Origin of the sequence: Pseudomonas sp. EA_35y_Pfl2_R5, assembly GCF_963970805.1 — a bacterium.
GTDB lineage: Bacteria > Pseudomonadota > Gammaproteobacteria > Pseudomonadales > Pseudomonadaceae > Aquipseudomonas.
This window is the reverse complement of sequence record NZ_CAXAOW010000018.1, coordinates 47,573-61,765: the sequence shown is the minus strand read 5'-3', so window position 1 is coordinate 61,765 and position 14,193 is coordinate 47,573. Positions and strand designations below refer to the sequence as shown.

Below are 14,193 nucleotides of genomic sequence, written 5' to 3'. Positions count from 1 at the left end.
CATATAACACCCAAACAATTTGATGTTTGTGTGTCTCTATGAAGACTGCAACAGCCGAAAATTTGCACAACTACAAACCAAATCACATACCCAATTCGAGGTAGCGAGCCGCGCAAGCAGCACGACATCTCAGCTGAATCGCTTGACGACCATAGAGCATTGGAACCACCTGATCCCATCCCGAACTCAGTAGTGAAACGATGCATCGCCGATGGTAGTGTGGGGTTTCCCCATGTGAGAGTAGGTCATCGTCAAGCACCTACACCAAAACCCCCGATCAGGAAACTGGTCGGGGGTTTTACTTTGCGTCGCAAAAACTAACGCGCTGAGGGGCAGCCTTTGATAGGCAACGAACACAGCGCGTGGCTATGATGCCTAGGCGCACTTTTATCAGGGTTCTTCTATGGCCGGTCCGGCACTCTCTGAACCACTTTCCGAGCTTGAGCTTAAGCAGCTGATTGCCTGTCATGAATGCGATCTACTGTTGCGCAAGCCTGACGCGGCGGCAGGTGAGCGGGTTGAATGCCCGCGCTGCGGCTATGAGCTGTACACCCATCGTACGCAGGTTGTGCGCCGCAGCATGGCGCTGGTGATTGCGGCTTTGCTGTTGTATATCCCAGCCAACTTCTTGCCGATCATGCAACTCAATCTGCTCGGGCAGGCGACCGAGGATACCGTCTGGACGGGTGTGCTCGGTCTATATAACAGCGGCATGCAGAGCGTGGCCGTGGTGGTCTTTCTTTGCAGCATGGCGGTGCCACTGCTCAAGCTGTTGTGTCAGTTTGCCGTGCTGCTCAGTATTCGCCTGGATATCGGCCGCGGTTATGGCCTACTGCTTTATCGCATTTATCACCATATGCGTGAGTGGGGCATGCTTGAGGTCTACCTGATGGGCATCCTGGTGGCGATTGTGAAACTGGTCGATCTGGCCGAGTTGAGCATTGGCCTGGGGCTGCTGTGTTTTGTGGCGCTGTTACTGGTTCAGGTTTGGTTGGAGGTGACAATGTCGCCCCATCAGATCTGGGAAGCCTTGTCGGGAGAGGATGCGCATGCGGGCGATTGATGCTGGGTTGTTGATTTGCCATGAATGTCACCAGCTCAACCCAATACAAAGCGAGCAGGGCTCGCAGTTTTGCACGCGCTGCGGTGGGCATGTGCATGCGCGTCGTCCCAACAGTCTGATGCGTACCTGGGCGTTATTGCTGACAGCGGCAGTGCTGTATATCCCGGCCAACCTGCTGCCGATCATGACGGTCAACTCGCTGGGCAAGGGCCAGTCTGACACCATCATCTCGGGGGTTATCGAGTTGGTGAACTACGGCATGCTGCCGATTGCCGCGGTGGTATTTATCGCCAGTATTGCGGTGCCGACGTTCAAGCTGGTTGGTATTGCCCTGCTGCTGTATTCGGTGCAGCGCCATCAACCGATGTCGGCGCGTCAGCGCGTGTTGATGTACCGCTTTATTGAATGGATCGGGCGCTGGTCGATGCTGGATATTTTTGTCATCGCGATCCTGGTGGCGGTGGTTAACTTCGGCAGTTTGGCGAGTATTGTTCCCGGCTACGGCGCGACCGCGTTCGCCAGTGTGGTGGTGCTGACCATGCTGGCTGCTTTAACTTTTGACCCCCGCTTGATTTGGGATAACACGGACTCGGATGACCACCATGAATGATTTGCCATTGGCTAAAGCGCGTCCTGCTTCGAACTGGTCGGCTATCTGGGTATTGCCGCTGATTGCGCTACTGATCGGTGGTTGGCTGGGTTGGCGTGCCTATAACGAAGCAGGTATCGAGATTCAGGTGATGTTCGCCAGCGGTGATGGCATTCAGCCGGGCAAGACTGAAGTGATCTTCAAAGGCATGCCGATTGGCAAGGTCACGGCTCTGGAGCTGGACGACAGCGGCGAGCGGCGTGGCGTGCGTGCGACCCTGGAAATGGATAAGCGGGTTGAGCAGCATCTGCGTGCCAATACTCGCTTCTGGCTGGTCAAACCGAGCGTTTCGCTGGCAGGCATCACCGGGTTGGAAACCCTGGTGTCGGGTAACTACATCACAGCCAGCCCTGGCGATGGCGAGCCTACACGTAAATTCACCGCGCTGAGTGAGCCGCCACCCTTGGCTGACACCGCGCCTGGTTTGCACCTGACCCTCAAGGCCGAGCGACTTGGCTCGCTCAATCGTGACAGCCCGGTGTTCTACAAGCAGATCCAGGTGGGCCGGGTGAAAAGTTATGCCTTGGTTGAGGAGCAGAATCTGATTGAGGTGAAGGTGTTTATTGAGCCCGAGTTTGCCTCTCTGGTGCGCAAACACACGCGTTTCTGGAATGCCAGCGGCGTCTCTATCGATGCCGGTTTATCTGGAGTGAAAGTACGCACCGAATCTTTGGCGAGCATTGTCGCGGGCGGAATTGCCTTCGCTACGCCTGAGCACCGCAAAGATAGCCCGCCGACTGACCCGAGCCTGCCATTTCGCCTGTATGAAGACTTCGACAGCGCACAGGCCGGCATTCGCGTATCGCTCAAGCTGCATGAGTTTGAAGGCCTGGAGCCCGGTCGCACGCCGGTGATGTACAAGGGTATCCAGGTCGGTCATATGAAGACCTTCAAGGTTGATCAGGATCTCAGTGGCGCACGGGTGGAATTGATGCTCGACCCACGCACCGAAGACTATCTGGTTGAAGGCACCGATTTCTGGGTGGTCAAACCATCGATTTCCCTAGCGGGGATAACCGGGCTGGAAGCGTTGGTTAAGGGCAATTACATCGCCATCAGGCCAGGTGAGGCCGGCAATCCTGCGCTACGTGATTTTGTCGCCAGAGCCAAAGCCCCGCCGCTCGACCTGTCAGCGCCGGGTTTGCATCTGGTGTTGTTCAGCGACACACGCGGTTCTCTGGAGGTAGGTAGCCCGATCCTGTTCAAGCAGGTCAAAGTCGGTACGGTGCAGAGTTTTCAGCTGTCGCGTGATGACAAGCAGGTGGCCTTTGGCGTGCACATCGAGCCTGAGCATGCGCATCTGGTAAACAGCAGCACGCGCTTCTGGAATGCCAGCGGCATTACGCTGAAGGGCGGGTTGTCGGGCGTTGAGGTCAAGAGTGAGTCATTACAGACCTTGCTTGCGGGCGGTATCGCCTTTGAGACACCGAACCCTAATGCCCCCAAAGGCAATAAGCGGGTCGAGCGCTTCAGCCTGCACAGCAGCCAGGAAATGGCATTGCAGAAAGGTGTTGAGCTGACTATTCGCGTCCCCAGTGGTGACGGCCTAAGCCCGGGTACGGCGATTCGCTATAAGGGCCTGGAAGTGGGCAAGGTGGAGCGCATCGAGCTGACGGATGATCTGCAGGCGGTGATTCTGTATGCGCGCATTACCCAGGCGACGCAGCAGATTGCCCGGGTTGGTACGCAGTTTTGGGTAGTCAAGCCCGAGGTTAGCCTGACCCGCGCGGCCAACTTGGAAACTCTGGTCAGCGGGCAGTATCTGGAGGTTCGGCCAGCGAGCAAACCTGGCGCGGCGCAAGTGAATTTCACTGCTGCCGAATCGGCCCCGACGCAGAACGCCCGTGAGCAGGGGTTGCGTTTGGTACTGAGCGCGGCGCGGCGCGGTTCGATCAAACCGGGTGTGGTGGTCAGCTACCGTGAGGTGCCAGTGGGTAAGGTGACCGATTTTGAACTCGGTCCGACCTCGGATCGGGTGCTGATTCATGTCCTGATTGAGCCGCGCTATGCACCGTTGGTACGTAGTGGTAGCCGTTTCTGGAATGCCAGTGGCATCGGGGTAGATGCCGGGCTGTTTAGCGGGGTGAAGGTGCGCACCGAGTCGCTGGAGGCCTTGCTTGAAGGCGGCATCGCCTTCGCCTCGCCGAATAATCCGGAGATGGGCGGGCCAGCGCAACCAGGGCAGACCTTTGCCTTGTATGACGAGGTGAAGGATGAGTGGTTGCGCTGGGCACCGAAGATAGCCTTGGAAAATTAAGCCACACAGCAAGAGGGCCGCATTAGCGGCCCTCTTGCTTTCAGCCGGATGTCACGCCGGCTCTGTATCGGTCACTTGTGTAGAACTGCTGGCCTTGGCGCTGTCACGACGCTGGATATATTTCCAATCCGCTTCATCGATATAGATGCCATTCGGCCCGCTGCCGCCTTCCAGATCGATGGCCACATGGGCCGAGACCTGCGGTTTCACCGACGCCAGGATCGGCACAAAGCCCAACTGCAGGCTGGTTTCGATCAGTGCCTGTTGGTTCTTCTCATCGATATCCGCCGCCTCGTCCAGGTAGTAAGGCAAACGCACCTTGCCAGCCTGGTCGCGGTCCATCAGGTGCAGCAACAGGTACATGTTGGTCAGCGCCTTGATGGTCATGGTCGTGCCGTTCGACGCTGCACCATCGATATCGGTGTGGATCACTGGCTGGCCATGCACCTTGGTGATCTCGAAGGCCAGCTCGAACAGGTCCTTCAGGCCCAACTGGTTATGGTTGGCTGCTACCAGTCGCGCTAGGTATTCCTTGGCTTCCTCGTTCTTGCTGTCTTGTTCGCTGCTTTGCTGCAGATCGAACACCGACAGGGTTTCGCCCTCTTCGTATTGGCCAGCGCTGTGGATGATCTGGTCGATATGCTTGAGCGCTTCCTTGTTCGGCGCAAGGACGATGCGAAAGCTCTCCAGGTTGGAGACCTGACGCTTGTTGATCTCGCGGTTGAACAACGCCAGCTGGTGTTCCAGGTTGTCGTAGTCGCTGCGGATATTGCGCAGGGTCCGCGCGATATCGGTCACGGCGGCGCGACGCGCCTTGGCCAGGGTGATGGCTTCATCCTGGCGGTGGGCGTAGGCGTTGACCAGCAGGTGTAGGCGGCGCTCGACGTCATCTTCGCTGTCGAACTTGGCCACGCCTTTCAGGCGCACCTGGGCATACAGCGCCTCGATCTGCCCGTCGACCCGTTGCAGACCTTGCCAGGCGTCCTGGTAGTCGTTGAGTAGCGGCAACAGGTTATCCAGCGAGTCGTCCACTGGATCGGTAAACGGCGTGCCGAACGGCAGGTCGGCCGGTAGCAGTTGGCGGCGGCGCAGGGCGTCCTCTAGGGTGCGCTCCTTGGCTTCCAGATCCGCCAATTGACGGCCAACCAGTTGCAGCTTGGCGGAGAGCTGCTGCACGCGCTCGGTAAAGGCGTCGGAGGCGCGTTTGAGTTCGTCCTGAGCGGCCTCCAACTGCGCCAGCTGCTCCAGTTTGCCGGTCTCCTCAACGGAGAGCGTCTGGCTCTTGCGGAAGTCTTCCAGCGCTTTCTGCGCATCCAGTACGGCCTGGTAGAACTGCTCGGCCTGTGCCTTGCTCGCGGCGCGGTCGGAGGCTACCGCCTGCTGGGTTTTCAGTTGTTTGTATTCGCGGTCGAGGCGATCCTTCTGGTCGCGCAGGGCCGCGCGGTCAGCCAGGGCCTGCAGGGCAGGGGGCTCGATATGCGAGAGGTCGATGGACAGACCTGGGACTTCGAAATGCTCACCTTTAAAACCGTCAAGAATGGCTTCCAGGGATTTGACCCAGGCATCGCCGTCGGCCACCTGAATGCCTTTTTCACCCAGCGGCAGGCTGAACAATTGGCCGTTAAACAGGCGCATCAGGCGGTCTACGTCCTGCTGGCTGAACTCTTCGCGCAAGCGTGAGTAGCTGTTGTTGTCGGCGTGTTCGAGCTGTTGCTTGACCGATTTCAGGCGTTTTTCCAGATCGCGCAGGCGCTCATCCAGATCCTCGGCGGAGAACTGCCGCGACTGCGCGAGTGCGCCGGCCAGTTCGTCATGGGCATCCTTGGCGGCCAACAGCTGCTCTTCCAGTACCTTGGCGTCGTTGACTAGGGCAAAGCGGTTTTTCAGCACCGAAAGCTCCCCGAGCCAGCGCTGGATTTCGCTGATTTCGCGCTCCATGCGCATCAGTTCCTGAGTGCCGCCGCGTTGCTCCTGCTGCAGACCGTCCTGTTCGCCGCGGTAGTGTTCGGCCTGGATCACCAGCTCCTCACGGCGTGCGCCGGCGTAGTCCTGCCAGGTGCCGAGCAAGGAGTCGAGCAGTGGCGAGAGGCGGTGCAGTTTGCCGCGCAGCTGTTCGCGCTGGGCCACGCCAGCGGACAGCGCTTCGATCAAGGGGCCGGCGGTGACTAATGCCTGATAGTCGCTTTCCATCCGGCGTACATCGCGGAACGCCTCTTCGGTGGCGGCGATATAGTCGACGCTGCCCGAGCGCAGGCTGTGCTCGAAAGCATCGAGGAACAACTGCTTAAGCTTGGCCGCGGTGATCTCGCGCATATGCAGCAGATTGATAAACAGCGCGCGGAAGGTCTTCAGGCTCTGCTCGCTGGTCGAGCGCAGCGGGATCAGTGTCAGGTCCAGGGGGATCGAGGTGTGCCCGCCGACCAGCAGGCGGCGCAGTTCCTCGGGTTTCAGTTCATAGGCCTTGATGCCCTCGCGCTCCAGGGCGTTGAACAACTCGCGTTGACGCAGGCAAGTGCCGTTTTTCTGGTAATGGGCTAGGTCCAGTTCGCCCTGGTAGGCGAAGAACTGGTGGCCGAAGCCGCCGCCCGGCCCGCGCCCGGCTACGCCGATCACGTGCGGGCCGTGGGGCAGGGCGACTTCGACGAGGATATAGCTGGTGTCGCTGGCGAAGTAGAACTTGCGCGACTGTTCCAGGCTGTATTTGCCGAAGCTCATGTCCGACATGCGCGCGAGAATCGGGAACTGCAGGGCGTTGATTGAAGCGGACTTGCCGAGGTTGTTGGCGCCGTAAACCGACAGCGGGTTTTCCAGAGGAAACAGACCCAGGCTGTAGCCGGCGGTGTTCAGCAGGGCGAAGCGGCGGATGCCGTAGCGTTCCTGGCTCATGCGTCTATCTCCTGTGCGGCGCGTTCTTCGGCCATGGCACGGGCCAGGGCATCTTCTTCGGATTCATCAGTATCTGTCTCGGCGAGGCTGATGATTTCGTCTTCGGCCTCATCATCGAGCAGTACCGGCGTCGGCAGCGGCAGGCTACTGTGCAAGGTGGCGGCCAGGTCGCGGTCTTGCTGTACGGAGAGGCAGACATCGAGGAAGCGGTGCATGGGCGCGAGAAAGCGGTAGATGCCGTTGTCTTCGCTGGCAAAACCCAGCTGGGTCAGGCGGCGCATAACCTTTTCTTCCAGCTCCTCAACGGTGGTGACTTCGGCCTGGAGGAACAGGTCGCGGTACTTCTCCAGTAGAGCCGGCAGTTCGTCACGACCGAGGCTGCCGCCGTCGAGTACGGCCAGGGGGTCGCGGCCCTGATCGGCGAGGTGCTCGACGAGGATAAAGGTGAACAGTGCCAGGCGCTGGGCGGTCTTGTTGACCTGGGCGCCCATCTGCTCGGGGACGAAATAGTAGAAGCCCCGGCTGTCGCAAGTCAGTTCATAGCCCAGCGCCTTGAACAAGCCGCGGTACTGGTCCTGTTGGCCGGCCAGTTGGGTATAGAGCTCCGGGTTGCTGCGGCTGATGTGGTAGCCCTTGAACAGCTCACGGAAGATCGGGGCGAGCTGGGTCAGTTCTTTCAGGTCGATATTCATACGGTGGTCCCGGCCGGCTTGATCAGGGCAAAGGAGCTCAGGCTGACCTGATGCTCGCGGGTGAGGTAGTCGCGGCGCTCCAGGCGCTCACGCTGAAAACGGCCATCGCGGGACAGGCGCGAGAACCAGTAGAGCAATTCGTCGGTGGCGCCTTCGGGCTCCTGTTCCAGTAGCCAGATCATCAGGTCCGGCAATGGCAGGGCTTGTTCGCAGCGCTCGATCATCTCCCGTGCCGTGCGTGGCGCGCGGGGCGCTTCGCCTTTGCGGCTGGCATGCGCCTTGGGGAACTGTGCCGGCTTGGGCTCGAAGCGGGCCAGGGCATATACATAGGCCTCGACCTGCGAGGCGGTGCCGAGAAAAGTGCTTTGCGGACGGCTGAACAACGGCAGTGACGCCTGCGGCACCGCGTCCAAACCCTTCTTACGGATCGCCGCCAGAGCCAGTGCCGCACCACGGGTCACGGCGTTATGCCGGCGCGCTTCCTCACGTAGCGGCAGCAGCAACTCACGGGCGCGGCGCAGGGTCAGCTGGGCGGTCGTCTGCATCTCCAGAATGCGTGCATGGGTGCGCAGCAGCAGATCGTCGTCGACCAGTTGGCCGAGGCGTTGTTGCTCGGCGAGCAGGCGCAGCAGCACGTGTTCGACGCGGTACACGCCTTGCTCGAAGGCGCCGTCGGCAGCCACCAGTTGGATCATCGGCTCAACGTATTCGTCCCAGGTAGCCAGCACCTCGGCGTAGCGCTGACGCAGGGGGATTTGCCTATCTGAGGTCTTGGCGCGCTCGGCCACGGCGACCAGGGCCTGCTCGTCGTTGGCCAGCTTCTTCAGCACATCGCGCACACGCATATCGAGCAAACGCAGTTGACGCGCCAAGTCGGCGGCGTCGCGTACCTCAAAGGCATCCTTGATATAGCCGGCCAGACGCTCCAGATGGCGCAGATAAGCTTCGATTTCCAGGCACAGGCCCAGGCGATGTTCGCGGCGCAGGTAAGCGAGGAAGTCGTGAATCTGCGCGTTCAGCTCGAAGCGATTCGGGCTCTTGGCCACCGGCACCAGGATATCCAGGCGGATCCACTGGTCGAGCAGGGCGGTGACATCGGTTGGCGTGCCTTCTGGCAGTTGAGCTCCGAGCTGGTTACGCAGCTCTACCAGGCTCAGGGTGCCCGCATCGAAGCGTTCGCATAGCGGCTCCAGCAACGTCCAGTGTTCAGCAAGGGCGCGCAGTACGCGCTTGGGATCAATCATCGGGGCATCCGCTCCGCGGGCTTTTCGCAAAAAACGCCGATTGTACTGCAAGCCGTGGCCAAGGCTTGAGTGTCAGTCATCGTCTGTTCGGAGTTCCCTGCGCGCGTGTAACCCTGGTTGTGGTGATGGGTAACAGCGTGGTGGCGCTCTGCTGTGGGGCCGAGGCGGATTTTCGGGGGATTTCTCGACTATGGGTCGGCACGTTTAGCCGGCCAGCTTTTTATAGTGCTAATCAAGGCGTGGAGTCCGCAGGGCTCTGCCATTCAAATAAGAACGACAGGGAATCAGCCATGCGTCCGACCCTTGGTTTTGCCAAAACTGCGCTCGCCTTGATCTGTGCTGGATTAATTAGCAGCACCGCCCACGCCAGAATGGTGGAGCTGGAGGACAGCGAGCTGTCGGAGGTGACCGGTCAGGCCTTTATCAACCTGACGACGGATAGCAACGCAGGGATCAACTACACCCGTATCAACTTCGGCATGAATGTCGAAACCCAGTTGAATATGAAGAAGTTGCAGCTTGGGCAATACAACGATTCGGTGACTCGTCCCGGTGAGGCGGCAGGGTCGTCTGACCTGCTGATCAATAACTTTGCATTAGGCACGGTCAATGCCGACGACACCATCAACCCGTTCAAAATCGCCAATCCTTTTCTCGAGCTGGCGTACTCGGGGAACAAGGTGGTCGGTGTGCGAATTGGTTTTGGTGAGGCTAAAGGCACGTTGTCCGGGGATATTCAGAGTCTGACAGGCAATATTCCTGTTCATATCAAGGGTACGGCTGATGCTGTGTATAACAGCGCTAATGGTCTGCAGCAGGCGGCATTGTTTCTGGGAGGGATTTACCGTTCCAGCGTGCTAGAGGCTGATGCTCAATTGGTGGCATCCAACGGAGCTGCAGACCCCGTTCGTGCCGGCCTGGCAGGGATCAAAAATGGCGACGGTCTGAACTGTACCAGCGGTTGTTTGCCAGGTATTTCTGATGCCGCGCTGGCCCTGCTTAAGTCCAACGGCTGTGCTTTGCTGGGTATCCAAACCTGTTTCTCGTTATCGCAATTCCAATCGTTGCCCGTGGGCAATATGGCTGTCAATGACTCAGCCGCCACTGCAGCGATTGAAGGCGCCGCCAAAGGCTTCTTTATTTCCATGCAAACCCAGGATGTGGCCTGGCGTGACATGGATAGCAATGCACTGATCAATACCTTGAAGGGGGCCTTTATGAACCTGCCCAAGTACCGTGATGCCAACGGCAATATGGTGGCCCCGATCAATATCGACTTCGAGCAGGCTTTCAATGGTATTCCCCGGCAGGACACCTGTCTGGGCACAGCCACTGCGGGGTGCTGATCATGCGCGCGCTGGCTGCTGTTGCTGCGTTGATGCTGCTGTCTGGGGCTGTCCAGGCGGAGTTACAGGCGTTGGATGACCAGGAACTCTCCGCCGTTCAGGGCGCAGGATTCGGATTTGTGCTGGATGGTGTGTTGCTGGATGCCTCAGGTGCGGTGATCACCATCAATGACATCAACAACGCTTCGGGGCAGAACGTGCCGATATCGGTGAAAGAGTTCTACCTGGGGGCGACCGGGAGTAATAAAGGTGCAAACCTGAATCCGGTAAATATTGGTCGTTTGGATCATCCGTTTGAGATCACTTTGGCCAAAGGGGAAACTCTGCGCACGCTGCGCGATGATGGCCAATGGGTACAGACCACGCCGAGCAGTGTCAGCGTGCTGGAGTTCAAGTTTCCCGAACGCTTGACCGGTGCTGGCGGGCAGGCCTGTATCAGCGGTTATGCGGCTGCTGGGAGCAACTGCTCCAGCCGCGCTTCCGAGCGAGTCGATTTGGGTATTCGCTTCGACTTCCAGGTCGCCGCCGGGCGCACCGACATCATCAATCTTGACTTCAGCGAACTGGTTATGGACGGCAGTTACCTGCGGCTATGGGGTGATGACCCGCGTGGGCAGTTGGTGGGTGAGGCGCGGGTGAATCTGTTCGCCAAGAGCCTGCAGCTGATGTCCTGCGCGGCCGGTACGGCCAATTGCACCACCGCCCAGGAGCAGACTGCGCGCACCCTCACGCTGAGCAATGCCTACGCCAATATTTCGCTGGGTTACGGCAAGAGCCAGCCGTTGCTGTTTGATGTCAGCAGTAACGGCCAGTTTGTGCTGGAACTGCCTAATCCGGTGAGCCGTGCCGCTAACGGCAGCGCGCGCTCGGCAGCCGAACGTAATGCGATTGCCAGTGACTTCTACGCTAACGCTCCACGCACCAATATCGTGATCGACAACCTCAAAGCCGGAACAGGAAACTTTTCAACCGGTGGCTACAACTTTGGCTACAACGCCATCCAGGGGCTCAGCATCAACTACCTGAAGGTGACCAGCCGTGATCTCTAAAACCTGGCTAGCCCTCGCTGCGCTGTTTGCCTTGCCGGCCGTTGCTGAGATGCAAGCGCTGGATGATGACACCCTGAGCAGCATGAATGGCCAGGGCGGGGTTTATCTGTCAGGTGAGTTCAGTATCAACAAGGACGGCGGCGTGCTGTGGAGCAAGCCGGCTAACAACACCCCCAGCACTTGGACGGCCGGCCAGCGCAGCTGCGCCACGGCGGGTGCCAGTACGCCGGAGAACTGCGGCATGCGTGTGGCGATTCGTTCCGAGGCCGACGGTGGCTGGTATGTGCTGGACAACCTCAAGGGCGTGTTCAGCTTTGAGGGCCTGACCCTGCGTACGCGCACCATCAACAGTGGCTTTAACGGTGATGGCGCAGCCTTTAATCAGGATGTGCTGGAGTTCGGTCTGCCCAACGAGGTGAAGTTCAAGGACGGCAGTTTTGCCTTTGGTGTGGCCAACCAGGGCGGCTGGCAGAACAAGTCCCTGAGCGTGGCCAATGGCGGGAATCCGTCGTATCAGCAGACCAATATCTTCTCGGCGAAGATCGACGGCACCATCCGCATGCAGGGCAACGTGCTGATCTTTCCGCAGAACTGAGGAGCAGGGCCATGCACCGTCATTCGCTGTTGTTGCTCGCACTTCTGAGTCCGCTGACGCAGGCCATGCAGGCGCTGGATGATCAGGCGCTGTCGTCCGTCAGCGGGCGCGATGGCATCAGCCTGCAAACCACAGGCGCAGGCTGGTCGGCCGGCAGTGTGGATTACAGCCAAGATGGTCAGACCCTCAGCCTGAAAGGCGTCAGCAGCACGCCGCAGGTTGCCGGCAGCAGCTCGACCACCACGCTCGATGTGGTCGGTGATCAGCTGCAGGTGCAGCACAGCGGCAGTGCTCAGGTGCTAAGCATCGATAACATCGAGCTGGCCGGCAGCAGCAAAAGCTTTGGTGCCTTTCGCGCGTTCTTTACTCTGGGCGCCAGTCTCAAGCTGAGCGGCGGCGGGGCCAGCGGCGTCAGCGGTTTCAGCGTCGACGACAGCCAGCTGTCGCTGAGTGCGGCGACCTTCTATTACCGCGACAATGGCTTTGACCTGATCGTTAAAGGCCTGTCGTTCGATACCTACCTGAACAACGCTTATCTGGATATCGTCAGCGGCGGCAGTGGCCAGGAGATTAAGCTGGACCTCGGCACCTCGCGCTTTGTTGGCTCGATTGCTGGCATCGGCCTCGACCTGGCCCATGGCGATCCGACCCCAGGTGTGGCGGTGACGCCGGGCAGCCCTGATCTGCGCGATGTCGATGCGCAGCGCAGCTTCGGCAAGCTGGATATGGACCTGCGCCTGGGTGGCAGCATCAGCATTGCCGGCGGTGGGGCCAGCGGCGAGGGGCTGCGGATCAAACCGAATATCACCATCGCTAACAGCCTGTTCCAGTATCAGGACGAAGGTGTGCTGCGTGCAGAGAACTTCGCCGGCAACTTGATCAGCAACGCAGGACTGACCCTGGATCTGGAGCAGGACGGCGTTGGCAGCTACGCCAAAATCGCCTTTCAGGACCTCAAATTCAACGCCACCCTCGGCGGTCTGATCATGGGTAACCCGAGCAATCAGAAGCTCGGCGGCCTGGCGGTTGAGCTGAATTTTCTCGATCAGGGCGCGCGGCAGAACTGGTTGAAACTGCGTCCGGGCGGCGACCCCAACTCCGGGCAGAAGGGCATCAGCGCCGACCTCAGTTGGAATATGGTCAACAGCTCGCTGGCCCTGACCGATAACGGCAACACCATGTGGTTCAGCGGCTTGCGCACCCACGGCACAGGCCAGTTCACTTTCGACCTGACCAAGAGTTGCGCGGCCGGTGTTAGCGCCGGCTGCTATGCAGGAACCAACAGCGACATAAACAGTGGCGGCTATAACGGCCACTTCGATGGCATGCGTTTGGGGCTGAAGAATATTGTCGGCAGCTACAGCTTCGATGGTCTGCGGGTCGGCACTGCCGATGCGCCGCTACAGGGCGGCACCGAGCTGCTGGTGCTGATGGAAATCTTCCCGGCCTACGATTTCACCCTCAATGGCCAGGTCACCCTGCGTGCCGGTGGCGCCGTCGGTGATGGCCTGCGCTATAACGCCGACTTCTATATCACCGAGGCCAATGCGGCGATCACCGTGGATGAAAACGGCCGCGGCCTGTGGCTGTCGGGCAGCAGCTATGAAATGCACTACCGCGAGGGCTCGCTGGATATCAGCAACAACGGCGTTGAGCTGCGCAAAGGGACTTATTGGTCGAAGCTGGATGTTGGCGATGTGCGCTGGGGCGACCGTCTGACTGGCAGCAGCATTGGCCGTTTGGTGCTTAAACGTTATGAGCAGGGCTCGACCCTCGCCATCAGCTCGGGCGGTGCCGGTGCATTGTGCGTCGGCGGTAGTGGTGGCACGTCGGCGGCATGTGTGGCCAGTGGCGGGCGCTGGGAGGATCGTGGCGACGAGGGGATTTCGGTCAAGCTGAAGAACGTCTTCGTGCGCGACGGTTCCGGCAATCCGGCCAACGCCGTATCGAACAACGAGAAGCGCAACCAGATCATCATCGAAACCGGGCGGGTCAATGGGGTGAACGGCACAGGCAGTCAGCTGGTGGTGGATAACTTCCACACCTCCGACGGCAACCCGAGCAACCCGAACGCAAACGCCTATGGCTTCAACGTTGACCTCAACCTCGATGTGGCGCCGACCAAGGTGTGCAACAAGACTGCATCCGGCTGTACGCCGGTGAGTCCAGATCCACTGGGCTTTGCGGTCAACGGTCGGGTGCACTTCAAGGAAGTGAATATCGACCGGATTCAGCACGTTCACCCCACCGGCGGCGCCGTGACGTCGATGTACGGGGTCAAGCTGCAGAACGCCGATATCCGCGCCAACCTGACGGCCACGCCGATCAACTAAGCGTCACGCCACTGTAATCCTCGTCCGCCATTCTGCCAGCGGCTGGGTTGCCGTTGCGAGGCGCGCGCGGGTTGCATGA

10 protein-coding genes and 1 rRNA gene are annotated in these 14,193 nt (G+C 59.6%); 8 read left to right on the top strand and 3 right to left on the bottom strand.

Translation table 11 applies throughout. From position 1 onward, the window contains the following. Positions 1 to 141 precede the first annotated feature (141 nt). From rrf to AACX99_RS20250, 4 genes are all read left to right on the top strand, one after another. Positions 142 to 257: ribosomal RNA gene (rrf, locus tag AACX99_RS20265) — 5S ribosomal RNA — on the top strand. 146 nt (positions 258 to 403) lie between these two features. Then, the gene (locus AACX99_RS20260) at positions 404 to 1,063 is read left to right on the top strand and encodes a paraquat-inducible protein A (RefSeq protein ID WP_339414228.1); all 660 of its coding nucleotides are present in this window, start codon (positions 404 to 406) and stop codon (positions 1,061 to 1,063) included. Beyond that, positions 1,050 to 1,673 carry a paraquat-inducible protein A gene (locus tag AACX99_RS20255; RefSeq protein WP_339414227.1) on the top strand — a complete coding sequence of 208 codons (624 nt, stop codon included), beginning with the start codon at positions 1,050 to 1,052 and terminating at the stop codon, positions 1,671 to 1,673. Before AACX99_RS20260 ends, AACX99_RS20255 begins: the two co-directional genes overlap by 14 nt. After that, a complete protein-coding gene (locus AACX99_RS20250; protein ID WP_339414226.1) occupies positions 1,666 to 3,969 on the top strand; it encodes a PqiB family protein in 2,304 nt (767 codons plus the stop codon). The genes AACX99_RS20255 and AACX99_RS20250 overlap by 8 nt, the downstream gene beginning before the upstream one ends. 51 nt (positions 3,970 to 4,020) lie before the next feature. Here AACX99_RS20250 and mksF read toward each other — a convergent pair whose 3' ends face one another. The 3 genes from mksF to mksB are packed head-to-tail and all read right to left on the bottom strand — an operon-like array spanning position 4,021 to position 8,791. After that, a complete protein-coding gene (gene mksF / locus AACX99_RS20245) occupies positions 4,021 to 6,855 on the bottom strand; it encodes an Mks condensin complex protein MksF (protein ID WP_339414225.1) in 2,835 nt (944 codons plus the stop codon). Further along, positions 6,852 to 7,547, bottom strand: a complete 696-nt coding sequence (gene mksE / locus AACX99_RS20240; RefSeq protein ID WP_339414224.1) for an Mks condensin complex protein MksE — start codon at positions 7,545 to 7,547, stop codon at positions 6,852 to 6,854. The genes mksF and mksE overlap by 4 nt, the downstream gene beginning before the upstream one ends. Beyond that, on the bottom strand, positions 7,544 to 8,791 hold the full coding sequence (gene mksB, locus AACX99_RS20235; RefSeq protein ID WP_339414223.1) for an Mks condensin complex protein MksB: 1,248 nt from the start codon (positions 8,789 to 8,791) through the stop codon (positions 7,544 to 7,546). Before mksB ends, mksE begins: the two co-directional genes overlap by 4 nt. A 290-nt stretch (positions 8,792 to 9,081) precedes the next feature. On the opposite strand from mksB, the gene AACX99_RS20230 reads away from it, so the two are divergent. Genes AACX99_RS20230 through AACX99_RS20215 form a run of 4 tightly spaced genes read left to right on the top strand, consistent with a single transcriptional unit; the run spans position 9,082 to position 14,114 of the window. Further along, positions 9,082 to 10,137 carry a DUF6160 family protein gene (locus tag AACX99_RS20230; RefSeq protein WP_339414222.1) on the top strand — a complete coding sequence of 352 codons (1,056 nt, stop codon included), beginning with the start codon at positions 9,082 to 9,084 and terminating at the stop codon, positions 10,135 to 10,137. Between the two features lie 2 nt (positions 10,138 to 10,139). Next, entirely contained in the window at positions 10,140 to 11,186 is a 1,047-nt protein-coding gene (locus AACX99_RS20225; RefSeq protein ID WP_339414221.1) for a hypothetical protein, read from the top strand. Positions 11,187 to 11,235: 49 nt separating this feature from the next. Further along, positions 11,236 to 11,781 carry a hypothetical protein gene (locus tag AACX99_RS20220; protein WP_445261891.1) on the top strand — a complete coding sequence of 182 codons (546 nt, stop codon included), beginning with the start codon at positions 11,236 to 11,238 and terminating at the stop codon, positions 11,779 to 11,781. 11 nt (positions 11,782 to 11,792) lie between these two features. Further along, positions 11,793 to 14,114, top strand: a complete 2,322-nt coding sequence (locus AACX99_RS20215) for a DUF6160 family protein (RefSeq protein WP_339414219.1) — start codon at positions 11,793 to 11,795, stop codon at positions 14,112 to 14,114. Positions 14,115 to 14,193: the final 79 nt, after the last annotated feature.

Bases quoted from the DNA above. Each gene is read 5' to 3' on its own strand.
- AACX99_RS20215 (WP_339414219.1), top strand. From the start codon at position 11,793: ATGCACCGTCATTCGCTGTTGTTGCTCGCACTTCTGAGTCCGCTGACG.
- mksF (WP_339414225.1), bottom strand. From the start codon at position 6,855: ATGAGCCAGGAACGCTACGGCATCCGCCGCTTCGCCCTGCTGAACACC.
- mksE (WP_339414224.1), bottom strand. From the start codon at position 7,547: ATGAATATCGACCTGAAAGAACTGACCCAGCTCGCCCCGATCTTCCGT.
- AACX99_RS20225 (WP_339414221.1), top strand. From the start codon at position 10,140: ATGCGCGCGCTGGCTGCTGTTGCTGCGTTGATGCTGCTGTCTGGGGCT.
- mksB (WP_339414223.1), bottom strand. From the start codon at position 8,791: ATGATTGATCCCAAGCGCGTACTGCGCGCCCTTGCTGAACACTGGACG.
- AACX99_RS20230 (WP_339414222.1), top strand. From the start codon at position 9,082: ATGCGTCCGACCCTTGGTTTTGCCAAAACTGCGCTCGCCTTGATCTGT.
- AACX99_RS20220 (WP_445261891.1), top strand. From the start codon at position 11,236: ATGCAAGCGCTGGATGATGACACCCTGAGCAGCATGAATGGCCAGGGC.
- AACX99_RS20250 (WP_339414226.1), top strand. From the start codon at position 1,666: ATGAATGATTTGCCATTGGCTAAAGCGCGTCCTGCTTCGAACTGGTCG.
- AACX99_RS20260 (WP_339414228.1), top strand. From the start codon at position 404: ATGGCCGGTCCGGCACTCTCTGAACCACTTTCCGAGCTTGAGCTTAAG.
- AACX99_RS20255 (WP_339414227.1), top strand. From the start codon at position 1,050: ATGCGGGCGATTGATGCTGGGTTGTTGATTTGCCATGAATGTCACCAG.